The 22,375-nt window shown below is 74.0% G+C and carries 21 protein-coding genes; 15 read left to right on the top strand and 6 right to left on the bottom strand.

What is annotated here, in order from left to right:
* The first annotated feature begins 180 nt into the window (after positions 1-180).
* Positions 181-1,560, top strand: a complete 1,380-nt coding sequence (locus ACIA6C_RS24535; protein WP_399278943.1) for a haloacid dehalogenase-like hydrolase — start codon at positions 181-183, stop codon at positions 1,558-1,560.
* On the opposite strand, the gene ACIA6C_RS24540 is transcribed toward ACIA6C_RS24535, so the two are convergent.
* Positions 1,550-2,053, bottom strand: coding sequence for an FBP domain-containing protein (locus tag ACIA6C_RS24540; RefSeq protein WP_399278945.1), 504 nt, complete (start codon positions 2,051-2,053; stop codon positions 1,550-1,552). The genes ACIA6C_RS24535 and ACIA6C_RS24540 overlap by 11 nt on opposite strands.
* 110 nt (positions 2,054-2,163) lie before the next feature.
* Positions 2,164-3,357: an amino acid deaminase/aldolase gene (locus ACIA6C_RS24545; protein ID WP_399278947.1), complete on the bottom strand. Its 1,194-nt coding sequence runs from the start codon at positions 3,355-3,357 to the stop codon at positions 2,164-2,166.
* A 154-nt stretch (positions 3,358-3,511) separates the two neighbouring features.
* On the opposite strand from ACIA6C_RS24545, the gene ACIA6C_RS24550 reads away from it, so the two are divergent.
* Genes ACIA6C_RS24550 through ACIA6C_RS24560 form a run of 3 tightly spaced genes read left to right on the top strand, consistent with a single transcriptional unit; the run spans position 3,512 to position 6,221 of the window.
* Positions 3,512-4,303 (top strand): hypothetical protein, encoded by a 792-nt coding sequence (locus tag ACIA6C_RS24550; RefSeq protein ID WP_399278949.1) that lies wholly within the window; start codon positions 3,512-3,514, stop codon positions 4,301-4,303.
* Positions 4,300-5,478 carry a type VII secretion-associated serine protease mycosin gene (gene mycP / locus ACIA6C_RS24555; protein ID WP_399278952.1) on the top strand — a complete coding sequence of 393 codons (1,179 nt, stop codon included), beginning with the start codon at positions 4,300-4,302 and terminating at the stop codon, positions 5,476-5,478. Before ACIA6C_RS24550 ends, mycP begins: the two co-directional genes overlap by 4 nt.
* A gap of 2 nt (positions 5,479-5,480) precedes the next feature.
* Complete coding sequence (locus ACIA6C_RS24560; RefSeq protein WP_399278954.1) at positions 5,481-6,221, top strand: SseB family protein; 741 nt, start codon at positions 5,481-5,483, stop codon at positions 6,219-6,221.
* Between the two features lie 107 nt (positions 6,222-6,328).
* On the opposite strand, the gene ACIA6C_RS24565 is transcribed toward ACIA6C_RS24560, so the two are convergent.
* Positions 6,329-6,715, bottom strand: a complete 387-nt coding sequence (locus ACIA6C_RS24565; RefSeq protein WP_361133435.1) for a DUF1844 domain-containing protein — start codon at positions 6,713-6,715, stop codon at positions 6,329-6,331.
* Between the two features lie 355 nt (positions 6,716-7,070).
* On the opposite strand from ACIA6C_RS24565, the gene infC reads away from it, so the two are divergent.
* The 9 genes from infC (at position 7,071) to ACIA6C_RS24610 (ending at position 17,337) form a co-directional block, all read left to right on the top strand.
* Positions 7,071-7,805: a translation initiation factor IF-3 gene (gene infC / locus ACIA6C_RS24570; RefSeq protein WP_329193828.1), complete on the top strand. Its 735-nt coding sequence runs from the start codon at positions 7,071-7,073 to the stop codon at positions 7,803-7,805.
* A gap of 102 nt (positions 7,806-7,907) precedes the next feature.
* Positions 7,908-8,102, top strand: a complete 195-nt coding sequence (gene rpmI, locus ACIA6C_RS24575) for a 50S ribosomal protein L35 (RefSeq protein WP_030387121.1) — start codon at positions 7,908-7,910, stop codon at positions 8,100-8,102.
* 102 nt (positions 8,103-8,204) lie between these two features.
* Positions 8,205-8,591: a 50S ribosomal protein L20 gene (rplT, locus tag ACIA6C_RS24580; RefSeq protein WP_007263143.1), complete on the top strand. Its 387-nt coding sequence runs from the start codon at positions 8,205-8,207 to the stop codon at positions 8,589-8,591.
* Positions 8,592-8,781: 190 nt separating this feature from the next.
* On the top strand, positions 8,782-9,642 hold the full coding sequence (locus tag ACIA6C_RS24585) for an RNA methyltransferase (RefSeq protein ID WP_366081181.1): 861 nt from the start codon (positions 8,782-8,784) through the stop codon (positions 9,640-9,642).
* Positions 9,643-9,699: 57 nt separating this feature from the next.
* A complete protein-coding gene (locus ACIA6C_RS24590) occupies positions 9,700-10,863 on the top strand; it encodes an ATP-binding protein (protein WP_399278957.1) in 1,164 nt (387 codons plus the stop codon).
* 150 nt (positions 10,864-11,013) lie between these two features.
* A complete protein-coding gene (pheS, locus tag ACIA6C_RS24595; RefSeq protein ID WP_329193822.1) occupies positions 11,014-12,141 on the top strand; it encodes a phenylalanine--tRNA ligase subunit alpha in 1,128 nt (375 codons plus the stop codon).
* The gene (pheT, locus tag ACIA6C_RS24600) at positions 12,141-14,669 is read left to right on the top strand and encodes a phenylalanine--tRNA ligase subunit beta (RefSeq protein ID WP_399278961.1); all 2,529 of its coding nucleotides are present in this window, start codon (positions 12,141-12,143) and stop codon (positions 14,667-14,669) included. Before pheS ends, pheT begins: the two co-directional genes overlap by 1 nt.
* 746 nt (positions 14,670-15,415) lie before the next feature.
* Entirely contained in the window at positions 15,416-16,753 is a 1,338-nt protein-coding gene (locus ACIA6C_RS24605) for a transcriptional regulator (RefSeq protein ID WP_399278964.1), read from the top strand.
* 53 nt (positions 16,754-16,806) lie between these two features.
* Complete coding sequence (locus tag ACIA6C_RS24610) at positions 16,807-17,337, top strand: NUDIX hydrolase (protein WP_399278966.1); 531 nt, start codon at positions 16,807-16,809, stop codon at positions 17,335-17,337.
* Between the two features lie 4 nt (positions 17,338-17,341).
* Here the strand turns inward: ACIA6C_RS24610 and ACIA6C_RS24615 are convergent, their stop codons facing one another.
* Positions 17,342-18,235: a 3-hydroxybutyryl-CoA dehydrogenase gene (locus ACIA6C_RS24615; protein ID WP_329193815.1), complete on the bottom strand. Its 894-nt coding sequence runs from the start codon at positions 18,233-18,235 to the stop codon at positions 17,342-17,344.
* A gap of 154 nt (positions 18,236-18,389) precedes the next feature.
* Here ACIA6C_RS24615 and ACIA6C_RS24620 point away from each other — a divergent pair, with 154 nt between their 5' ends.
* On the top strand, positions 18,390-19,634 hold the full coding sequence (locus tag ACIA6C_RS24620) for a glycoside hydrolase family 10 protein (protein WP_399278968.1): 1,245 nt from the start codon (positions 18,390-18,392) through the stop codon (positions 19,632-19,634).
* A 98-nt stretch (positions 19,635-19,732) separates the two neighbouring features.
* On the opposite strand, the gene ACIA6C_RS24625 is transcribed toward ACIA6C_RS24620, so the two are convergent.
* Positions 19,733-19,930 (bottom strand): DUF1918 domain-containing protein, encoded by a 198-nt coding sequence (locus ACIA6C_RS24625; RefSeq protein WP_190185235.1) that lies wholly within the window; start codon positions 19,928-19,930, stop codon positions 19,733-19,735.
* 56 nt (positions 19,931-19,986) lie between these two features.
* A complete protein-coding gene (locus ACIA6C_RS24630) occupies positions 19,987-20,892 on the bottom strand; it encodes a DMT family transporter (RefSeq protein ID WP_399278970.1) in 906 nt (301 codons plus the stop codon).
* On the opposite strand from ACIA6C_RS24630, the gene ACIA6C_RS24635 reads away from it, so the two are divergent.
* A complete protein-coding gene (locus tag ACIA6C_RS24635) occupies positions 20,891-22,351 on the top strand; it encodes a PLP-dependent aminotransferase family protein (RefSeq protein ID WP_399278972.1) in 1,461 nt (486 codons plus the stop codon). The two genes, ACIA6C_RS24630 and ACIA6C_RS24635, sit on opposite strands and share 2 nt — an antisense overlap.
* The last annotated feature ends 24 nt before the right edge of the window (positions 22,352-22,375 follow it).

Consider the following 22,375-nt stretch of genomic DNA (forward strand, 5'->3'; position numbering starts at 1 on the left):
TTGTGGTTCTGGGGGGTGGGTCGTGGGGGTCCGGGCGCCCCCCCCCCCGGCCCCCCCCCCCCCCCCCCCCCCCCCCCCCGCCGGCCCCCGCCGCCCCCCCCCCCCCGGCTGCCGTGCTCCACCGTCCCCGACGACCTCCGTGATCTCCGTGATCTCCGCAGAACAGGAGGGTCCACGCCAGTGGCCCGACCCACCCGCGCCCAGCGGCTCCAGGCCGTGGCCGCCGCCGTCACCCTCTGCGCCGGTGCCCTCGCCGCCGGCGCGCCCGCGGCCCAGGCCGTGCCCGCCGCCCGCTGCACCACCCCGAAGCTCGCGGCCGGCTGGTACGGGGACAACCGGGCGCGGCTCCAGCAGCTGATCGACCGGTACGGCACGTGCGACCCGTACCGGCCGACCCGCACCAAGCCCGTCGCCGTCTTCGACTGGGACAACACCGTCGTCAAGAACGACGTCGGCGACGCCACCATGTACTGGCTGCTGCGCGGCGGGAAGATACGCCGCCCCGCGACCGGCGACTGGTCCGCCACCAGCCGCTACCTCACCCCGGCCGCCGTCCGGGCCCTCGCGGCCGCCTGCGACCCCCTCGCCCGCCCCGGCGCCCCGCTGCCCACCGGCACCCCCGCGGGCACGGCCTGCGCGGACGAGGTGCTGGCCGTCTACGGCACCGCCACGACCAGGGCCGGAGCCCCCGCCTTCGCCGGCTGGGACCACCGTACGCTCGAACCCGCCTACGCCTGGCTGTCGCAGCTGACCCAGGGCTGGCGCCCCGCCGAGGTCCGCGCCTTCGCGGCCGCCGCGCGGGCCGAGAACCTCGCCGCACCGGTCGGAGCCACCCAGCGGGTCGGCAGCGCCACCACCACCGCCTGGGTCCGCTACTACGACCAGCAGCGGGACCTGATCGGCGCTCTGCGCGGGGCCGGCTTCGACGTGTGGATCACCTCGGCGTCACCCCAGCCCGTGGTGGAGGTCTGGGCGAAGGGCGTGGGAGTCGGCGCGGACCACGTCATCGGCATACGCAACACCACCACCTCCGGCGGCAGGTACACCTCCCACCTGCGCGGCTGCGGGTCGGTCGAGGACGGCGCCGACACGATGACCACCTACATCGACGGCAAGCGCTGCTGGATCAACCAGGAGGTCCTCGGGGTGCGGGGAGCCGCCGCCGAGGAGGTCCAGCCGGCCGCCCGGCGCCAGGTCTTCGCCGCGGGCGACTCCGACACCGACGTCTCGTTGCTGCGCGACGCGACCGCGCTGCGGCTCGTACTGAACCGGAACAAGAACGAACTGATGTGCCGCGCCTACGACAACAGCGACGGCAAGTGGATCGTGAACCCGATGTTCATCGAACCGAAGAAGCGGAAGGACACTCCGTACCCGTGCGCGACGACGGGCTACGTCGACCACGACGGCACCCCGGGCCCCGTCCGCCGGACCGACACGAGCGTCGTCCCGGACCAGACGGACTCCGTGTACCAGGCCCCGTCCGGGCGCCGTCCGGGCCGTCTTCCGGGCCCGCGGCGACCGTCCGGACAGGACCCGGCCCGCGACGTCAGCCGGTGACCTTGGCGGCGAAGGCGTCCAGGTTCGCCTCGGCGCGCGCGATGCGCTCCTCCACGGACAGCGTCTCCTCGTAGCCGCGGGTGCGCAGCTTCGGCTGCCGCTTGCCCCGCATGTAGAGGGAGCACGCCAGGTCGGCGCAGAGGTACGTGCCCACGCTGTTGCCCTCCCGGCCGCGGGCCCCCGCCAGGGGCGCGACGAGGAGGGCGACACCGGAGGAGGCGTGCCCGGTCAGGCATATCTGGCAGATGCTGGACTTGAAGGCGCCCGCCCGGTTCGCACCCGGGACCCGCAGCGTGATGCCGACGGGAGGACCGTCCGTACCGGGACGCACGATGTGGGCGCGCAGCGGCGCGCCCGGATCCACCCACCCCAGGAAGTCCAGGTCCTTCCAGGGGAGTTCGGCGAAGTCCAGGGGCAGTTTCAGCCGGGCCGCCTCGCCCTTGCTGCAGTTCACGAAGGACGAACGGATCTGTTGTTCGGTGAGCGGGTCCATGGACGGCACGTTACGTGCCGGTACGGACCGCGGTCATCCGGAAATTCCCCGGGGCCGCGCGCACCGGAGGCGGTCACCGCCCGGGCCGCGGGCACGAACGCCCGCCGCGGTCACAGGAAGGTGCGGCCCTCACCCCGGTAGGTCGGGACGGTGGCCGTGACCCGGTCGCCCTCGACCAGGTGCAGCGCGTCGAAGCGCTCGCACAGCTCGCCGGCCTTCGCATGACGGAACCAGACCCGGTCCCCGATCAGCAGGTCGTCGGCCGGGGCGCCCAGCAGCGGCGTCTGCACCTCGCCCGCGCCCTCCTGCGGGTCGTAGTGCAGCCCCCGCGGCAGGTACGGCTCCGGCAGCCGGTCCGGGCCGGCCGCGCCGGAGGCCGGGTAGCCGCCGCCGAGCACCGTCACCACCCCGACCCCGGGCCTGCGCACCACGGGCTGGGCGAACAGCGCCGCCGGGCGGCCCCGGAACGAGGTGTAGTTGTCGAACAGGCGCGGCACGTACAGCCCCGACCCGGCGGCGATCTCGGTGACCGCCTCCTCCGCGGCGGTGTGCTGCACGCTCCCGGTACCACCGCCGTTGACGAACTCCAGGTCCGGGACGACGGCCCGCACCGCCCGTACCACCTCGGCGCGACGGGCGGCGAGTTCCTTGCGCGCCGCGGCCTGCATCAGCCGGATCACCCGGGAGCGCACGGGGCGCCCCGCGAGGAGGTCACCGACCCCGGCGACGTGGCCCTCGTAGCCCATCAGCCCCACCACCCGGAACCCCGGACGGGCACCGACCGCGCGGGCGAGCGAGGCGAGCTGGTCCGGCTCGCGCAGCGGCGAACGCCGGGCCCCGACACGGATCCTGCCGCCGAGCAGGTGCAGCGCGGTGTCCAGCTCCAGGCAGACCCGGACCTCCTGGACGCCGCCGTCGCGGGAGCGGTCGATCAGCTCCAGCTGCGCGGGGTCGTCGACCATCACGGTGACGGCGGCGGCGAGCTTCGGGTCCCCGGCGAGCTCGGCGAAGCCGGAGCGGTCGGCGCTGGGGTACGCCAGGAGCACGTCCTCGAAACCGGAGCGGGCCAGCCAGATGCTCTCCGCGAGGGTGTACGACATGATCCCGGCGAACCCGGGCCGGGCCAGCACCCGTTCCAGGAGCGCCCGGCACCGCACGGACTTGCTGGCCACGCGGACCGGTTTGCCGCCGGCCCGGCGGACCACGTCGTCGGCGTTGGCGTCGAACGCCTCCAGGTCGACGATCGCCAGCGGCGCGTCGAGGTGGGCGGTGGCCGCGTCGTACCGGGCACGGTCGGAAGTCATGGCGGCAGCCTGCCACGCGGGTGTACCCGTGGGTAGGGGTCCGTCGAGGTCCGTTGGACCGTCCCGCGCCACGGGGGGAGACCGCGGGCGGGCCCGCGCGACCTCGTAGAGTACGGACAAGGCCGCAGCGGACGAACGGGGGGCCAGCCGCCGGATGACGACGTCCACACCGCTGCCCGCGCACCTCGCCGGACCCGAAGCGGCCCCCGCCGCCGGCCCCCGCAGCCCCGCCCGGGTCACCGCCGCCGTGCTCTGCGCGCTCCTCGGCGCCGGCCTCACCGCCGGGGCCGGCGCCACCGCCTGGAGCGACCACCGCGCCGCCCGGCGCACCCCCACCGCCGAAGCCGCCTACCGCGCGGCCGCGTCGCTGTGGCGCAACGCCCCGGCCGACCGGCTCCTGCCACCCGTGCTGGAGGGCCCCGGCGACGGCCCCGGGGGCGCCGACCGGACCTGGACCCGGGTCGCGCTCGCCCCCGCCGCCGACTGCGGCCCCACCGCCCTGGCCGCCGACTGGCGCTCCGCCCTGGCCCCCACCGGCTGCGCCCACGTCCTGCGCGCCACCTACACCGACTCCACCCGCAGCTCCCTGGTCAGCGTCGGCCTCGTCTTCACCACCGCCGGCCCCGCCGCCATGGACGGGCTGCGGGGTCACCTCCCCGCCCCCTCCGCCTACGGCTTCACCGACGCCCAGCGGGCCACCTGGACGGCGAGCGTCGTCGCCGGGGCACCGGCCGTGGTCTACGCCGTCTCCGCCTTCGCCGACGGCCGGGTGCAGGACGCGCCCCAGCCCGCGGAGGAGGCGGCCCGCCCCGGAGCCACCGGGGCGCCGGCCCAGGCGGGACTCGGCCACGAGGCCAAGGCCGTCGCCGGTCGGATCGAACGCGCCGTCGAGGACCTCGCCGCCCCGCCCGCTGCGCACCGCACGGACCCGGAACCCGCCCGATGAGCCGACCCCGCACGGCCGCCGCCGTGACCCTGGCCGCCGTCCTCACCGCCGCCACGGCCCACCCCGCGACCGCCGACACCATCCGCGACCGCCAGTGGGGGCTGCTCACCCTGCGCGCCGAAGAGGCCTGGGGCACCACCCAGGGCGAGGGGGTCACCGTGGCCGTCCTCGACACGGGCGTCGACGGCACCCACCCCGACCTCACCGGCCAGGTCCTCGACGGCGCCGACCTCGTCGCCATGGGCGCCGGGCCCGGCGACCGCGCCTGGGCCCGCCACGGCACCGCGATGGCCGCCATCATCGCCGGTCGGGGCCACGGCCCCGACCGCGCCGACGGCGTGCTAGGCGTCGCCCCGCGCGCCAGGATCCTCCCGGTCCGGGTGATCCTGGAGGAGAGCGACCCCGGCCGCGCCAAGGCCCGCGACAGCAAGTCGGGCGCCCTGGCCGAAGGCATCCGCTGGGCCGCCGACCACGGCGCGGACGTCATCAACCTCTCGCTGGGCGACGACAGCGAATCCGCCCACCACGAAGGCGCCGAGGACGAGGCCGTCCAGTACGCCCTCGGCAAGGGCGTGGTCGTCGTCGCCTCCGCGGGCAACGGCGGCGAGCACGGCGACCCCGCCTCGTACCCGGCCGCCTACCCCGGGGTGATCGCCGTCGCCGCCGTCGACCGCAGGGGCAGGAAGGCCGGCTTCTCGACCCGCCACTGGTACGCCACCGTCAGCGCCCCCGGCGTCGACGTGGTCATCGCCGATCCCGACCGCAGCTACTACGAGGGCTGGGGCACCAGCGCCGCCGCCGCGTTCGTCTCCGGCACGGTCGCCCTGGTCAAGGCCGCCCATCCGGGCCTGTCCCCGGCACAGATCAAGAAGCTGCTGCGGGACACCGCCTCGGACGCCCCGGCCGGCGGCCGCGACGACTCCCGCGGGTACGGCACCGTGGACGCCGCCGCCGCGCTCCAGGGCGCGGCGGGGCTCCGGCCGGAAGCCGCCCTGCCCACCCCGGTCGCCGCCGGACGCGCCTACTTCGGCCCCGGCCCGGAGCCGGCCGGACGCACCGAGCGCCGGCCGCGCCTGGGCGCGCCCGCGGCGGCCGCCGCGGGAGTGGCGCTGCTCGTGGTGGCCGCCGTACTGGCCCGGCGCCCGCGCGGCCCGCGGCGGGATAGGGTCGGGTAACTGTGGCGAACAAGAACATTCCCGACCCCGGTTTCTCCGACGACGACGGCTCCGCCGATCCCGCCCTGAGCGCGGCCCTGGCCGCCTGGGCGCAGGACCGCTCGCGCGAACCGCAGGTGCTGGCCGCCCTCAAGGGCGCGCGTCTGCTGGTGCCCGTCGTCGCCGTGCTCGGGGAGGTCGAAACCGACCCCGAGACGGGGCTGCGGCGCGAGAAGACCAGCGACATGGCCGTCCCTACGCTGACCGCGGGCAACCGCCGGGCCCTGCCGGCCTTCACCTCCACCGCCTCGCTGGCGCTGTGGGACCCGGCGGCCCGCCCGGTGGCGGTCCCGCTGCACCAGGCCCTGGCCGCCGCCGCGCACGAGAAGGCCGACACGGTCGTGCTCGACCTGGCCGGCCCCGTCCCGTACCAGCTCACCGGTCCGGCCCTGCTCGCCCTCGCGGAGGGCCGTACGGACCCGGACCCGCTGGCCGATCCCGCCGTGCGCGAGGCCGTACGGGCGGCGGTGGCGGGGGAGCCCGACGTGCTGCGCGCCCATCTCGGCCCGGGGAGCGCCGGCTCCGACGGCACCCTCGCGATCGTGCCGGTCTCCGACGCCGGGGGCCCGGCCGCCGCCCGCCGGGTCGCCGAGGCGCTCGCGGCCGACGAGACCCTGCGCGGCCGGCTGGTGCGCGGGCTGGACCTGGCCCTGCTGCCGTCGGCCGCCGCGCCGCCGCCGGGGGAGCCCCTCTTCACCCGCTGAGGCCGGGCCCGCAGCCCGGGTGAGCGCGCGCAGGTACGCGCAAGGGCCGGGACAGCCGCTCGGCGGCGGTCCCGGCCCTTGCGGTCAGTGCGGTGGGGGTGCGGGGGTTACGCGTACACCGGACCCGTGAACTTCTCGCCCGGCCCCTGGCCCGGCTCGTCCGGTACGACCGAGGCCTCGCGGAAGGCCAGCTGGAGCGACTTGAGGCCGTCGCGCAGCGGGGCCGCGTGGAAGGAGCTGATCTCGGTGGCGCTCGCGGTGACCAGGCCGGCGAGGGCCGTGATCAGCTTGCGGGCCTCGTCGAGGTCCTTGTGCTCGGAGTCGGGCTTGTCCAGCCCCAGGTTGACCGCCGCGGCGCTCAGCAGGTGCACGGCCACCGTCGTGATCACCTCGACGGCGGGCACGTCCGCGATGTCGCGGGTCATGGCGTCGTAGTCGGGGGCGTCCGGCGTGGAGCCGTCCTCGGTGGCGGGGGTGGGGGTCGCGTCAGTCATGCTCCACACGATAAGCCGGGCCGCGCCGGCCGCGGACCGCCCGGCTCCGGGTGAGCGGCTCTGGCGCGGAATGCTATATTGGGCTACGACCGGCCGGAGACCTGTGTCCCCGGCCCACAAGTGGAGGCTCCGATTCTCCCACCTGACCGCCTTCCGGGGCGGCGGGTCACCGGTCTGGTGGCATCCATCGTTCCGTACGGACGATGGAAAGCCGCCCGAGTCTGCGCCCCGCGGTTCGCACGCGACGGTGCTCCGGTTGTGTTGGAGCCCCTGCCTGTGTCCCGGCGGGGCTTTTTTGGTTCCCGCCGCGGCCGGTCTGACGACACCAACGTCAACGGCTGTCTGCCAGGCAGTCGTGTGGTGCTACCGAGGAGGATCCATCAGCACCGAGCCCCGCATCAACGACCGGATTCGCGTTCCCGAGGTACGACTCGTCGGTCCCAGCGGCGAGCAGGTCGGCATCGTGCCGCTTGCCAAGGCGCTTGAGCTCGCGCAGGAGTACGACCTCGACCTGGTCGAGGTCGCGGCGTCCGCACGCCCGCCGGTCTGCAAGCTCATGGACTACGGCAAGTTCAAGTACGAGTCGGCCATGAAGGCCCGTGAGGCGCGCAAGAACCAGGCGCACACGGTCATCAAGGAAATGAAGCTCCGGCCGAAGATCGACCCGCACGACTATGACACCAAGAAGGGTCACGTCGTTCGGTTCCTCAAGCAGGGCGACAAGGTCAAGATCACGATCATGTTCCGTGGTCGCGAGCAGTCCCGGCCGGAACTCGGCTACCGACTGCTGCAGCGTCTCGCTTCGGACGTCGAGGACCTCGGGTTCATCGAGTCGAACCCGAAGCAGGACGGCCGAAACATGATCATGGTTCTCGGTCCGCACAAGAAGAAGACCGAGGCGATGGCCGAAGCCCGCGAGGCGCAGGCCGCCCGCAAGGCCGAGCGCCAGGGCGTGGCCCCCGCCGGCGAGGAGGAGGCTTCCGAGGAAGCCGCCACCGCCGTCGAGGCCGACGCCGACGAGGCAGACGTCTCCGCCGAGGCCGCCTCCGACGAGGCGGACACCTCCCACGAGGCATCTGCCGAGGCCTGATCCCGAGGCAGCCCGTCTCGGAATCACCGACACAACATGACGCTCCCGTCAGCCGGTCCCCAGGACCGGCGGGAGCGCCACCGACGAGGAGATAACGGCGCTATGCCGAAGAACAAGACGCACAGCGGTTCCAAGAAGCGCTTCAAGATCACCGGCTCCGGCAAGGTGCTCCGTGAGCGCGCCGGCAAGCGCCACCTGCTCGAGCACAAGTCGTCCCGTGTCACCCGCCGCCTGACCGGCACCGCGGAGATGGCCCCCGGCGACGCCGCGAAGATCAAGAAGCTTCTCGGCAAGTGACGTGCCCCGCTCCCCTCGCGGGAGCGGTACGTCGAGACCGGGACCCCATCTGAATTCGGGCCGTGTGAAGACACCCACGGCCCCGCTACAAGGAGTTAAAAAGTGGCACGCGTCAAGCGGGCAGTAAACGCCCACAAGAAGCGCCGGGCGATCCTCGAGGCGGCCTCCGGCTACCGCGGTCAGCGTTCGCGCCTGTACCGCAAGGCCAAGGAGCAGGTCACCCACTCGCTGGTCTACAACTTCAACGACCGCAAGAAGCGCAAGGGCGACTTCCGTCAGCTGTGGATCCAGCGCATCAACGCCGCTGCCCGCCAGAACGGCATGACGTACAACCGCCTCATCCAGGGTCTCAAGGCCGCCAACATCGAGGTGGACCGCAAGATCCTCGCGGAGCTGGCCGTCAACGACGCCAACGCGTTCGCCGCGCTGGTCGAGGTCGCGCAGAAGGCCCTCCCGGCCGACGTCAACGCCCCGAAGGCCGCTGCCTAAGGACTGGCCGGCCGCGTAACGCAGTCGGCACCCACGGACCCGCAGGCGATTCGCCTGCGGGTCCGTGTGCTTTCACCCGGGCGGCCCGCCCGGGTGTGTTTTCACCCCGCCCGCCCGCGGCCGCAGCGCCGCGACCCCGCCGGCCCCGTCCGCCCCGGACCCCCGAGCCCGAGAGAGAACCGCAGACACCATGGGTTACCCCGCCGAGCCGATCTCCCCCCGATCCCCGCGGGTGGCCGCCGCCAAGCGCCTGGCGCGACGCAACTTCCGCACCAAGGAGCGCCGGTTCATCGCCGAGGGCCCGCAGGCGGTCCGCGAGGCCGTCGAGCACCGCGGCCCCGGTGGTACGCCGACCCTGATCGAGCTGTTCGCCACCGTCGAGGCCGCCGAGCGGTACGCCGACATCGTCGAAGCCGCCCTGCTGGCCGGGGCGCGCGTGCACTACGCCGACGACGAGGTGCTCGCCGAGGTCTCGCAGACCGTCACCCCGCAGGGGCTGGTCGGCGTCTGCCGTTTCCTCGATTCGCCGTTCGAGGACATCCTGGAGGCCGGCCCCAAGCTGGTCGCCGTCCTCGCGCACGTCCGCGACCCCGGCAACGCCGGTACGGTGCTGCGCTGCGCCGACGCGGCCGGCGCCGACGCGGTGGTGCTGACCGACGCCTCCGTGGACCTGTACAACCCGAAGTCCGTACGGGCTTCCGTGGGCTCCCTCTTCCACCTGCCGGTGGCGGTCGGGGTGCCGGTCGAGCAGGCCGTACAGGGGCTGCGGGCGGCGGGCGTGCGCATCCTGGCGGCCGACGGCGCCGGCGAGGACGACCTGGACGCCGAACTGGACGCGGGCACCATGGGCGGCCCCACCGCCTGGGTGTTCGGCAACGAGGCGTGGGGGCTGCCCGAGGAGACCCGGGCGCTGGCGGACGCCGTCGTACGCGTCCCGATCCACGGCAAGGCGGAGAGCCTGAACCTCGCCACGGCCGCCGCGGTGTGCCTGTACGCGTCCGCGCGTGCACAGCGGGCGTCCGGAGGGTGCCGCTCCGTGACCCCCAGCTAGTAATGTGGCGGCCCGGGGGGCCCACTGCGGTACTCGGAGATGTGGGGTAGCGGGGACATGAGCGTCGGTACGAACAGCTCTCCGGCGGATGCCGGAGAGGCCGGGCCGTCGGGCCGCGCCGTTCCCGCCCAGGCCGCCCCGGCGGACCTGGGGGCCCTGGGGATAGACGCCGACGACCTGCCCGACGGGTTGGTCGTCGCCGACCACACCGGCCGGGTCATCTGCTTCAACTCCGCCGCCGCCCGGATCACCGCGCTCGCGCCCGGCGAGGCCCTCGGCGTACGGATCGACCGGGCGCTGCCGCTGGAGGACCTCGAAGGCCGCCGCTGGTGGACGCTGACCGACCCGTACGGGGGCCTGGCCACCCGGCGCGGGCAGCCCGAGCGGAACCTGCTGCTCCCGGGCGGCCGGGAGGTCCTGGTCTCCGCCCGCTACGTACGCACCCACCCCACCGGCCCGCTGCGCCGTCTGGTGATCACCCTGCGCGGCACCGAGGCGCGGCGGCGCACCGAGCGCAGCCACGCCGAGCTGATCGCCACCGTCGCGCACGAGCTGCGCTCCCCGCTGACCTCCGTCAAGGGCTTCACCGCGACGCTGCTCGCCAAGTGGGGCCGCTTCACCGACGACCAGAAGCTGCTGATGCTGGAGACCGTCGACGCGGACGCCAACCGCGTCACCCGGCTGATCGCGGAGCTGCTGGACATCTCCCGCATCGACTCCGGGCGTCTGGAGGTGCGCCGGCAGCCGGTGGACATCGCCACCGCCGTCGGCCGGCACGTACAGGCACTGACCGCGAACGGGCAGGCCCCCGACCGGTTCCTCGTACGGGTCAGCCGCCCGCTGCCCGACCTGTGGGCCGACCCGGACAAGATCGACCAGATCCTGGGCAACCTGCTCGAAAATGCGGTGCGGCACGGTGAGGGAACCGTCACCATCGACGTATCGCCGACCACCTTCGCGAACGCCGCGGGGAAGACCGAGAAGGGAACCGCCGTCACCGTGACCGACGAGGGCCCCGGCATCCCCGAGGAGTCGATGGGCCGCGTGTTCACCCGCTTCTGGCGGGGCAGCAAACGCGGCGGCACCGGCCTTGGCCTGTACATCGTCAAGGGCATCGTGGAGGCGCACGGTGGCACCATCACGGTCGGCCGCGGCCCCGGCGGCGGCGCCGAGTTCCGATTTATCCTGCCCGTCGCCGCCCCGGCCTACCTCACGCAGTAACCCTGCGGAGCGTCTCGCCAGGCGGCCCACGGGCTCCTTCACCCCCGGCGGCCTTTAGACTCGTGCTTTGGCACCTTTGTGTCTCTGCTTCGATCGGTCCGATCGAGTCGTACGGGGACCACCAGCCAGCCATCGGAAGTACGGGAAGAGATGTCGGCACCGAACAAGTCGTACGACCCTGTCGAGGTCGAGGCACTGAAACCGGAAGAGATCGAGCGCATGCGGGACGAGGCGCTCGCCGCCTTCGCGGCCGCCGGCGACCTCGACGAGCTCCGTGAGGCGAAGACCGCGCACATGGGCGACCGCTCGCCCCTGGCGCTCGCCAACCGCGAGATCGGCGCCCTGCCGCCCCAGGCCAAGGCCGAGGCCGGCAAGCGCGTCGGCCAGGCCCGCGGCGCCGTGAACAAGGCCTTCGGGGCCCGCACCGTCGAGCTCGAAGCCGAGCGCGACGAGCGGGTGCTGGTCGAGGAGGCAGTGGACGTCACGCTGCCCTACGACCGGGTCCCGGCCGGCGCCCGCCACCCCCTGACCACCCTGATGGACCGCATCGCGGACATCTTCGTCGGCATGGGGTACGAGGTCGCGGAGGGCCCCGAGGTCGAGGCGGAGTGGTTCAACTTCGACGCCCTCAACTTCACGCCCGACCACCCGGCGCGCCAGATGCAGGACACCTTCTTCGTCCAGGGGCCCGCCGGCACCGAGGGCGACGAGTCCGGCGTCGTGCTGCGCACCCACACCTCCCCGGTGCAGGCGCGCTCGCTGCTGGAGCGCAAGCCGCCCGTCTACATCGTCTGCCCGGGCCGGGTGTACCGCACCGACGAGCTCGACGCGACGCACACCCCGGTCTTCCACCAGGTCGAGCTGCTCGCCGTGGACGAGGGCCTGACCATGGCGGACCTCAAGGGCACCATGGACCACATGGTCCAGGAGCTCTTCGGCGAGGGCACCACCACGCGCCTGCGCCCCCACTTCTTCCCGTTCACCGAGCCGTCCGCCGAGATGGACATGCAGTGCTACGTGTGCCGCGGCGAGTCGGTGGGCAACCCCGACCGCCCGTGCCGTACCTGCTCCAGCGAGGGCTGGATCGAGCTCGGCGGCTGCGGCATGGTCAACCCCAAGGTGCTCGTCGCCTGCGGCGTCGACCCGGAGAAGTACAGCGGCTTCGCCTTCGGCTTCGGCATCGAACGGATGCTGATGTTCCGCCACAACGTAGAAGACATGCGAGACATGGTCGAGGGTGACGTCCGTTTCACCCGGCCGTTCGGGATGGAGATCTGATGCGGGTCCCGCTTTCCTGGCTGCGGGAGTACGTCGACCTCCCCGCGGGTGAAACCGGTCGCGACGTCGCGGCCAAGCTCGTCGACGCCGGCCTGGAGGTCGAGACCGTCGAGCAGCTCGGCGCCGGGCTCAAGGGCCCCCTGGTCGTCGGCCAGGTCCTGACCATCGAGGAGCTGGAGGGCTTCCGCAAGCCGATCCGCTTCTGCACGGTCGACGTCGGCCGGGCCAACGGCACCGGCGAGCCGCAGGAGATCGTCTGCGGCGCCCGGAACTTCTCCGTCGGCGACAAGGTCGTCGTGGTCCTGCCCGGCGCGGTGCTGCCCGGCGACTTCGCGATCGCCTCGCGCAAGACGTACGGGAAGACCTCGCACGGCATGATCTGCTCCGGCGAGGAGCTGGGCATGGGCGACGACGGCACGCACGGGATCATCGTGCTGCCGCCGGAGCACGAGGTGGGCACCGACGCGATCGAGCTGCTCCAGCTCGTCGACGAGGTCCTCGACATCGACATCACCCCGGACCGCGGCTACTGCATGTCGATGCGCGGCGTGGCCCGTGAGGCCGCCACCGCCTACGGCCTGCCGCTGCGCGACCCGGCGCTGCTGGACGTGCCCGCGCCGAACTCGTACGGCTACCTCGTCAAGATCGACGACCCGGCCGGCTGCGACCGTTTCACCGCCCGTACGGTGACCGGTCTCGACCCGGAGGCGCGCTCCCCGATCTGGCTCACCCGCCGCCTGCAGAAGGCCGGCATGCGCCCGATCTCGCTCGCCGTCGACGTCACCAACTACGTGATGCTGGAACTCGGCCAGCCGCTGCACGCGTACGACCGCTCGCGCCTGGACGGCGCCATCGGCGTCCGCCGCGCCGAGCAGGGCGAGAAGTTCACCACCCTCGACGGGGTCAAGCGCACGCTCGACGCCGAGGACCTGGTGATCACCGACAACAGCGGGCCGATCGGGCTCGCCGGTGTCATGGGCGGCGCCAACACCGAGATCGCCGACTCCGTCACGGACCCGGAGACCGGCCAGGTCACGGGCACCACGGACGTCGTCATCGAGGCGGCGCACTTCGACTCCGTGTCGATCTCGCGCACCGCCCGCCGGCTCAAGCTGTCCTCCGAGGCGTCCAAGCGCTTCGAGCGGGGCATCGACCCGCAGGCCGCCGCCGCGGCCGCGCAGCGGACCGTCGACCTGCTGGTGTTGCTCGCCGGCGGCACCGCCGAGGCCGGCGTCACCGAGCTCACCGCCCCGGGCGCCCCGCGCACCATCGCGATGAGCGCGGACCACCCGGACCGGGTGGCGGGCATGGACTACGGCCGCGAGACCGTCGTACGCCGCCTCCAGGAGGTCGGCTGCGACGTCTACGGGCAGGACGAGCTCGTCGTCACCGTCCCGTCCTGGCGGCCCGACCTCGCCGAGCCGAACGACCTCGCCGAAGAGGTCATCCGGCTGGAGGGCTACGGGAACCTCCCCTCGACCCTGCCCCAGGTGCCGTCCGGCCGCGGTCTGACCGCCCGGCAGCAGCTGCACCGCCGGGTCGGTCGCGCGCTGGCCGGCGCGGGCTACGTCGAGGCGCTCAGCTACCCGTTCCTCGGCGAGGGCGTCTTCGACCAGCTCCAGCTGCCCGCGGACGACGCCGCCCGGCGGGTCGTCAAGTTGGTCAACCCGATCTCCGACGAAGAGCCGGCGCTGCGCACGACGCTGCTGCCGGGCCTGCTGGGCGCGCTGCGCCGCAACGACAGCCGGGGCAGCCACGACCTGGCGCTCTTCGAGACCGGTTCGGTCTTCCTGGCCGGCGAGCGGGCGGGTGTCGCCGTACGGCTGCCCGTCGACCGGCGTCCCACGGACGAGGAGATCGCCACGCTGAACGCGGCCCTGCCCGCCCAGCCGCGGTACGCCGCGGTCGTGCTGGCCGGTGCGCGTGAGGCGGCCGGCTGGTGGGGCAAGGGCCGACCGGCCGACTGGGCGGACGCGGTGCAGGCCGCGCGCTCGCTGGCGGTCGAGGCCGGTGCGGAACTCGTGGTGCGCCAGGGCCAGTACGGCCCGTGGCACCCGGGCCGGTGCGCCGAGCTGGTCGTCACCCTGGACGGGGTGGAAACGGTCATCGGCCACGCCGGTGAGCTGCACCCGCGCGTGGTCAAGGCGATGGGCCTGCCGGCGCGGACCAGCGCGATGGAACTCGACCTGGACCGCCTCGCGGCGGCCGGCGGCGAGGCCGTGCGGGCGCCGCGGATCTCCACCTTCCCGGTGGCGACGCAGGACGTCGCGCTGATCGTGGACGCGTCGGTTCCGGCGGCTGACGTCGAGGCGGCGCTGCGCGAGGGCGCGGGCGAACTCCTCGAATCGCTGCGGCTGTTCGACGTGTTCACCGGTGAGCAGGTCGGGGAGGGCAAGAAGTCCCTGGCGTATGCGCTGCGTTTCCGCGCGGCCGACCGGACGCTGACGGCGGAGGAGTCGACGGCGGCGCGTGACGCGGCCGTGGCGCTGGCCGCGGAGCGGGCCGGGGCGGTGCTGCGGGGCGCGTAGCCGCCGCAGGGCTCGACGAGGGGCGCACCCGCCGCGCGGGTGCGCCCCTCACCCGTTCCGGACCCGTTCCGGACCCGTTCCGGACCCGTTCCGGGCCTTCGGCCGTGCCGCCGTCGCGCCAGCGCCCCCGGCTGCGCCGGGCTCAGCGGGGCTCCGCCCCGCATCCCGCGCCTCAATCGCCGGCGGCGCTGAAATGCCCCCGGCCTCGGTGGCGGGCGGGGTTGACATGCCGCCCCGGCGGCCCGCCTTAATCGCGGGCGGGGCCGAAACGCCGCCCCGCATCCCGCGCCTCAATCGCCGGCGGGGCTGAAATGCCCCCGGCCTCGGTGGCGGGCGGGGTTGGAATGCCGCACGGGTGTCGCGTCTCGATCAGGGGCGGGGATGGTTCCTTGAGGGGGGCGCCGGGCGGGACGGCGCACCGGGTCCCGGTGGGAGGGCCCGGTGCGCGGTCGCCCCGGTCCCGCGCGGCCCGGCGACCAACCGGGCACCCGCGGGAACCGCGGCGCGCCGCCCGCCTGCCGTGGAGTGTCGGGCAGACAACAGGACGGACGGCGCGGTGCCGGGTCGTCGCACTGTACGAGGGGGAGCCGACGACCCGAGCGGCCTCTTGGCGAGGCCCTTAAGTGAAGCGCCCCCGGGCACCCCCGCGGCAGGGTGCGTATCGCATTTATGCGCGTACTCGGTTCACACCCCGTGTGAACCCCGCACCCACTAGCCTGGGCGGGACAAGCCCTTGGAGGGGCCCCATGCAGCCCAACGCCCTGCTCGACGCCCTCCTCGCCGAGGCGGGAATGTCCCACGCCGGCCTCGCCGCGCACGTCAACCAGGCCGGCCGGTCCCGCGGACTGGCGCTGCGCTACGAACACACCGCCGTGTCCCGCTGGTTGAAGGGGCAGCGGCCGCGCGGCCAGGTGCCCGAGCTGATCTGCGAGGTGCTCGGCGGACGGCTGCGGCGGCCCGTCTCGGTGGACGACGCCGGACTCGGCCCGCCCGGGCAGCCCGCGCTCCACCCGACGCCGCTCAGCGGCTTCGTCGACCGGGCCGCCGCGCTGTGGCGCGCCGACGAGCAGGGCCGGTCCCGGCCGGCGGCCGTGGAGGCGCTCACGGGAACGCCCGCCGTGATCCCGGTCTGGGAGTGGGAGAACCCGCCGGAGGACTGCGACGTGTCCCGCGAGGGCCCCCACCGCATCGGGCCCGAGCACATCGAGATCCTCAGCGCCGCCCGCGCACACTACGAGCTGATGTACCGCCGCTCGGGCGGCCTCGCCACCCGCTCCCGCATCGTGCGCTTCCTCGGCAGCGAGACCGCGCCCATGCTGCGCGGGAGTTACCCCGACGCCCTCGGGCGGCGGTTGCACCGGGCGACCGGATCCCTGGTGGCGGTGGCGGGCATCTGCGCGTACGACTCGGACGCCCACGGCCTCGCGCAGCGCTACTTCCACCAGGCGCTGCGGCTCGCGAAGGCCAGCGGTGACCGGGGCCTCGGGGCGTACGTGATCGCGCTGCTCGTCAACCAGTCGCTGCACCTGCGCGACCACCGGCAGGCCGTCGCCTTCGCCGAGGCCGCGCTGCGCTCCGCCGGACGGCACACCACCCCGGCCCTGACCGCCGATCTGTACGCGATGCAGGCCAAGGCCTACGCCCGGCTGGGAGACGGCGCGGCCGCGCTGGCCTGCATCCGCCACGCGGAGGCGGCCGCCGAGCGGATCCGCCCGGGCGCGGAGCCGGCCGAGACCGGGTACGTCCAGCCGGGCCTGGTCAACGTACAGGTGGCCGAGGCGCTGCTCAGTCTCGGCGACCTCGACGCCGCGCACGAGCAGGCGGCGGCGGCCGCCGGGACCCCGGCGCACGAGCGTGGCCGCGTCCACCGGCTCGCCATGCTGTGCGAGATCCAGCTGCGCCAGGGGGAGGCGGACCGTGCGGTGGCGTCGGCGGCCGAAATGGCGGAGCGGGCCAAAGGGATGGAGTCGCTGCGGCTGCGCGACCGGCTGCGCGCGGTCCGCGAACAGCTGCTGACCAGCGGCTGCGCGGGCGCCGAGGAGACCGCGGGCCTCATCGACGGGGCGCTGCGCGTTCCCCTGTGACGTCCCCGACTGCTGCCATGGTGCCACCCGTTCGAAGAGAAGGTGGCAAAGCCGTGCAGTGGACGAACCTGAGTGAGCAGACCGTGTACAAGAACCGCTGGTTCGATGTGAACCTCGCCGATGTGGAACTCCCCGACGGGCGGCACCTGGACCACTTCGTGATCCGGCTGCGGCCCGTCGCCGCGGCCACGGCCGTCAACGACGCCAACGAGGTGCTGCTGCTGTGGCGCCACCGTTTCATCACCGGCAGCTGGGGCTGGGAACTGCCCGCCGGGGTGGTCGAGGACGGCGAGGACATCGCGGCCGCGGCCGCCCGCGAGATGGAGGAGGAATCGGGCTGGCGGCCCGGTCCCCTGCACCACCTGATGACGGTCGAGCCCTCCAACGGGCTGACCGACGCCCGCCACCACCTCTACTGGGCCGACGCGGCCACCTACACCGGCCACCCCGAGGACGACTTCGAATCCTCGCGCCGCGCCTGGGTCCCGCTCAAACAGATCCCCGACATGATCGCCCGGGGCGAGGTGCCGGCCGCCAACATGGCGGCCGGCCTGCTCCTGCTGCGCCACCTGCGCCTGGGCTGAGCGGTCAGCCGTACGGGTAGAAGCCCGCGCCCGTCTTGCGGCCGAGGCGGCCGGCGTCGACCATCCGCTGGAGCAGTGGGGGAGCGGCGTACAGCGGCTCCTTGAACTCGGCGTACATGCTGTCCGCGACCGAGGCGACGGTGTCCAGGCCGATCAGGTCCGCCAGCTTCAGCGGGCCCATCGGGTGGGCGCAGCCCAGCTCCATGCCGTTGTCGATGTCCTCGCGGCTGGCGATGCCGGACTCGAACATCCGGATCGCCGACAGCAGGTACGGGATGAGCAGCGCGTTGACGACGAAGCCGGACCGGTCCTGGGCGCGGATCGCGTGCTTGCCGAGCACGTCCCGCACCAGGGCCTCGGCCCGCTTGACGGTCTCCTCGCCCGTGGTCAGCGCGGGGATCAGCTCGACCAGCTGCTGCACGGGGGCCGGGTTGAAGAAGTGGATGCCGATCACCTGGTCGGGCCGCGAGGTCGAGACGGCCAGCTTGACCAGCGGGATCGAGGAGGTGTTGGAAGCCAAGATCGCGTCCGGTCGGGTGACGACCTGATCCAGGACCTGGAAGATCTCCGTCTTGACCTGCTCGTTCTCCACGACGGCCTCGATGACGAGGTCACGGTCGGCGAACTCGCCGAGGTCGGTGGTGAAGGTGAGGCGGGCCAGGGTGGCGTCCCGCTCCTCCTCGCTGATCTTGCCGCGTTCGGCGGCCTTGGTCAGAGAGTTGTACAGCCGGGTACGTCCGATCTCCAGGGCCTCGCCCGTGGTCTCGGCGACCTTGACCTCAAGGCCACTGCGGGCGCACACCTCGGCGATACCCGCGCCCATCTGGCCACAGCCCACTACGCCGACTCGAACGATGTCGGAAGGGAGGTCAGTCACTTCGTGCCTTTCGCTGCTCATCCGTCGGCGGGTCCCCCGTGCTCGGCAGTGGTAACTGCTGCCCGGCGCCCGCCACGCCCCACGACGTTACCCCCGACCTTCCACCGGGTGGCGGCCCGGGGCGGGCATGCTGGGCGGACGCGAGCGATGTCACAGAGCGGAACGGAGCCGTCACATGGCGCACATCGGACGACGCAGGCTACTGGCGGGGGCCGCCGGCCTGCTGGCCGCGGGGGCGGCGGCGGGCCCCGCACGGGCTGTTCGGGGGGGAGCGGGCGGGCGGCGCGGGGCCGGTCCGGCGGAGTTCCGGGCCATGTGGATCGCCTCCGTGGAGAACGTCGACTGGCCCTCGAAGCCGGGACTGACCGCCGTCCGGCAGCGAGCGGAGCTGCTGTCCCTGCTGGACACCGCCGTGGAGCGCCGGCTCAACGCCGTGATCCTCCAGGTCCGGCCCGCGGCGGACGCCATGTGGCCCTCCCCGCTGGAGCCATGGTCGCAGTGGCTGACCGGCACCCAGGGCCGCGACCCGGGCTGGGACCCGCTGGGTACGGCGGTCGCCGCCGCGCACGAGCGGGGCCTGGAGCTGCACGCCTGGTTCAACCCGTACCGCGTGGCCAACCACGCCGACCCCGACCGGCTCGTCGAGACCCACCCGGCCCGCCGCAACCCCGAATGGGTGGTCCCGTACGGCGGGAAGCTCTACTACAACCCCGGGATCCCCGAGGTGCGGCGGTTCGTGCAGGACGCCATGGCCGACGCCGTCGCGCGCTACCCGGTGGACGGGGTGCACTGGGACGACTACTTCTACCCGTACCCCGCCGAGGGCGAGGAGTTCGACGACGACGCCGCGTTCGAGGAGTACGGCGGCTCCTTCGAATCCCGTGGGGACTGGCGCCGCGACAACACGGACACCCTGGTGCGGGAGATGTCCGAGCGGCTGCGCCGGATCCGCCCGGCGGCCCGGTTCGGGGTGAGCCCGTTCGCCGTCTGGCGCAACGACGACGTGGACCCACTCGGTTCACGCACCCGCGCGGGCGTGGGCACGTACGACGACCTCTACGCGGACACCCGTAAGTGGGTCAAGGAGGGCTGGCTCGACTACATCGTGCCGCAGGCCTACTGGCAGCTCGGGCACCCGACCGCCGACTACGCCGAGATCGTGCCCTGGTGGGCCCGTACGGTCGCCGGGACGGGCGTGGACCTGTACATCGGGGAGGCGCTGTACCGCTGCGACGCCGACAGCCCGACCGAGGCGTGGCGGGATCCGGCGGAGCTGTCGCGGCACGTGAGCTTTGCCAAGGGCTGCCCCGAGGTCCGCGGCCACGTCTACTTCTCTGCGAAGCAGGTGGTCGCGGACCCCAATGGGGCGATGGCCCGGGTGGTCGCCGATCACTATCCGACGCCGGTGCCACCGCGCTGAACCCGGCTGCGGGCAGGGCTCGGAAGGGGCTCAGGAGACCGGCTCAGCAGACCGGCTCAGGACGGGCTCAAGAAACTGGGGAAGGAGGGGAGGACAGGTCACTGGGGTGATTCGGTCGGGTGCTTGACCACGCAGTCGGGGCCCGGGGACATCACGGCCTCGTGCCCGTCCTGGAAGCGGACGCGGTAGGGAGGGGTGCCGTTCTCTCCCAGGACCTGCGTGATCTCTCCGACCTTGTCGTGCTGGCCCACGATCCTGCCGTGCTGCACCAGCTGGTCGCCCTCGGTCGCGCGCATAGCTGACCTCCTCGGTGGCGGTCCGATCCGTGCTAGCAGTTTAGGCCGATAGGCGGCTATTTGACCCGTTGGGTCACCGCGATGCAGACCAGGACCGCGCAGGCGGCGGCCGGCGCGGCCGGAGACAGCCGCTCGCCCAGCAGCGCCACCGACCAGACCAGGGTCAGCAGCGGCTGGGCGAGCTGGAGCTGGCTGGCCCGGACGGCGCCGATCTCCGCCATGCCCCGGTACCAGACGTACAGGCCGAAGAAGGACGACCCCAACGCCACCCAGACGAGCCCGGCGAGCCCGTGCCAGTTCAGGTGCACCGGCTCGCATGCGAGCCCGACCGCCGAACCCGCCAGCCCGACGGGCAGGCACAGCACCAGCGCCCAGCCGATCACCTGCCAGCCGGGCAGCACCCGCGCCAGCCGGCCGCCCTCCGTGTAACCGGCCGCGCACACCAGCAGTGCGCCGAACAGGTACAGGTCACCGGCGGAGAGGGAGCCGCCGCTCTGCCCGAGGGTGAAGGCGAGGACGATGACCGCCCCGGTGACGGCCGCGGCCCAGAAGCGGCCCGACGGCCGGGCGCCCGTGCGCAGCGAGGACACCACCGCCGTGGTCAGCGGCAGCAGCCCGACCACCACGGCGGCGTGCGAGGTGGTGGAGGTCTGGAGCGCGAGGGTGGTCAGCAGCGGGAAGCCGACGACGACCCCGCCCGCGACCACCAGCAGCCCGCCCCAGTGCTCCCGGGCGGGCAGCGGCACGCGCAGGACGAGCAGGAAGCCGCCCGCCACCAGCGCCGCGAGGACGCCGCGCAGGGCGACCAGGGACCAGGGGCCGAAGCTCTCCAGACCCCAGGCGGTGCCGGGGAAGGTCAGGGAGAAGGTGGTGACGCCGAGCGCCGCCAGTGCGGTTCCGCCCCTCACCGAGCCCCGGACCGCTATCGGAGAGGCGAGAGTAGCGCTATTCTGTGCTGTCATGTACGAGCGTAGCAGTGTGGCGGCCCTGGCAGAATCCCTGCGAGCCGAGCTGAACCGCTACTCGGTAGGCGGAAAGCTGCCGTCGAGCCGTGCCTTGGTGGAGCGCTACCGGGTCAGCCCCGTCACCGTCTCCCGGGCCCTCGCCCAGCTTGCCGCCGAGGGGCTGGTGGTCACCCGGCCCGGCGCCGGGGTCTTCCGCGCGCCGCCCCGTACGTCGGCCCCCGCACCCGGGGACACCTCGTGGCAGGAGGTCACCCTGACCGCCGAGGGCGCCGGGGACGTCGTGCCGCGCTCCGTCGACGCCTCGGGGGTGCTGGTGACCCTGGCGGCGCCGCCGCCCGGGGTGATCGAGCTGCACAGCGGCTACCTGCACCCCTCGCTCCAGCCGGAGCGGGCCATGGCGGCGGCCCTGGCCCGGGCGGGGCGCAGGCCCGGCGCGTGGGGGCGGACGCCCGTGGAGGGGCTGCCCGAGCTGCGCGACTGGTTCGCCCGGGAGATCGGCGGCGCGGCCCGCGCCCTCACCGCGGCCGACGTCCTGATCACCGCGGGCGGGCAGAGCGCGCTGACCACCGCGCTGCGGGCCCTGGCGCCGCCCGGGGCCCCGATCCTGGTGGAATCGCCGACGTACCCGGGTCTGCTGGCGATCGCCCGCGCCTCGGGGTGCCGGCCCGTGCCGGTCCCCGTCGACTCCGAGGGGGTCCGGCCGGAGCTGCTCGCCGCCGCCTTCGAAGCGACGGGCGCGCGGGTCTTCGTATGCCAGCCGCTGTTCCAGAACCCGACCGGCGCGGTGCTGACCGAGGCCCGGCGCGGCGAGGTGCTCCGGATCGCGCGGGCCGCGGGCGCCTTCGTGGTCGAGGACGACTACGCCCGTGCGCTGGCCCACGAGGACGCCGGAGCGCTGCCCCCGACGCTCGCCGCCGAGGACGAGGACGGGGTGGTGGTCCACGTACGGTCCCTGACCAAGGTCACCTCGCCCAGCATGCGGGTGGGGGCGCTGGCCGCCCGCGGCCCGGTGCTGGACCGGCTGCGGGCCATCCAGGTCGTGGACAGCTTCTTCGTGCCCCGGCCGCTCCAGGAAGCCGCCCTCGAACTGGTCGGCGCGCCCGCCTGGCCGCGCCACCTGCGCGCCGTCGCCGCCGAGCTGCGCCACCGCCGGGAGGTGCTCGCGGGCGCGCTGCGCCGGGAGCTGCCCGCCCTGGAGGTGCCCCACCTGCCGCGCGGCGGCTATCAGTTGTGGGTCCGGCCGGGCGAGGGCGCCGACGACGCCGCGTTCGCGGCGACCGCGCTGCGGGCCGGTGTGGCGGTCGCCCCGGGCCGGCCCTACTTCTGCGCCGAGCCGCCGGGCCCGTACGTCCGCCTCAGCTTCGCCGGGGTCGCGGCCGCGGCGGAGCTGACGGAAGCGGTGCGGCGGCTGCGCGACGGCCTGGGGACGGCGGCCCCGAACGGCAGCGGGGAGTAAAACGCTTGAGGAGCCCCGGCCGCG

The sequence above is a fragment of the Streptomyces sp. NPDC051578 genome, from assembly GCF_044454045.1.
In the GTDB taxonomy this organism is placed as follows: Bacteria; Actinomycetota; Actinomycetes; order Streptomycetales; family Streptomycetaceae; genus Streptomyces.

What these genes read in the sequence shown, in the direction of transcription:
- ACIA6C_RS24540 (WP_399278945.1), bottom strand. Translation starts at nt 2,053, where the DNA reads ATGGACCCGCTCACCGAACAACAGATCCGTTCGTCCTTCGTGAACTGC.
- ACIA6C_RS24545 (WP_399278947.1), bottom strand. Translation starts at nt 3,357, where the DNA reads ATGACTTCCGACCGTGCCCGGTACGACGCGGCCACCGCCCACCTCGAC.
- ACIA6C_RS24550 (WP_399278949.1), top strand. Translation starts at nt 3,512, where the DNA reads ATGACGACGTCCACACCGCTGCCCGCGCACCTCGCCGGACCCGAAGCG.
- mycP (WP_399278952.1), top strand. Translation starts at nt 4,300, where the DNA reads ATGAGCCGACCCCGCACGGCCGCCGCCGTGACCCTGGCCGCCGTCCTC.
- ACIA6C_RS24565 (WP_361133435.1), bottom strand. Translation starts at nt 6,715, where the DNA reads ATGACTGACGCGACCCCCACCCCCGCCACCGAGGACGGCTCCACGCCG.
- rpmI (WP_030387121.1), top strand. Translation starts at nt 7,908, where the DNA reads ATGCCGAAGAACAAGACGCACAGCGGTTCCAAGAAGCGCTTCAAGATC.
- ACIA6C_RS24585 (WP_366081181.1), top strand. Translation starts at nt 8,782, where the DNA reads ATGGGTTACCCCGCCGAGCCGATCTCCCCCCGATCCCCGCGGGTGGCC.
- ACIA6C_RS24590 (WP_399278957.1), top strand. Translation starts at nt 9,700, where the DNA reads ATGAGCGTCGGTACGAACAGCTCTCCGGCGGATGCCGGAGAGGCCGGG.
- pheS (WP_329193822.1), top strand. Translation starts at nt 11,014, where the DNA reads ATGTCGGCACCGAACAAGTCGTACGACCCTGTCGAGGTCGAGGCACTG.
- pheT (WP_399278961.1), top strand. Translation starts at nt 12,141, where the DNA reads ATGCGGGTCCCGCTTTCCTGGCTGCGGGAGTACGTCGACCTCCCCGCG.
- ACIA6C_RS24605 (WP_399278964.1), top strand. Translation starts at nt 15,416, where the DNA reads ATGCAGCCCAACGCCCTGCTCGACGCCCTCCTCGCCGAGGCGGGAATG.
- ACIA6C_RS24615 (WP_329193815.1), bottom strand. Translation starts at nt 18,235, where the DNA reads ATGAGCAGCGAAAGGCACGAAGTGACTGACCTCCCTTCCGACATCGTT.
- ACIA6C_RS24620 (WP_399278968.1), top strand. Translation starts at nt 18,390, where the DNA reads ATGGCGCACATCGGACGACGCAGGCTACTGGCGGGGGCCGCCGGCCTG.
- ACIA6C_RS24625 (WP_190185235.1), bottom strand. Translation starts at nt 19,930, where the DNA reads ATGCGCGCGACCGAGGGCGACCAGCTGGTGCAGCACGGCAGGATCGTG.
- ACIA6C_RS24635 (WP_399278972.1), top strand. Translation starts at nt 20,891, where the DNA reads ATGTACGAGCGTAGCAGTGTGGCGGCCCTGGCAGAATCCCTGCGAGCC.
- ACIA6C_RS24630 (WP_399278970.1), bottom strand. Translation starts at nt 20,892, where the DNA reads ATGACAGCACAGAATAGCGCTACTCTCGCCTCTCCGATAGCGGTCCGG.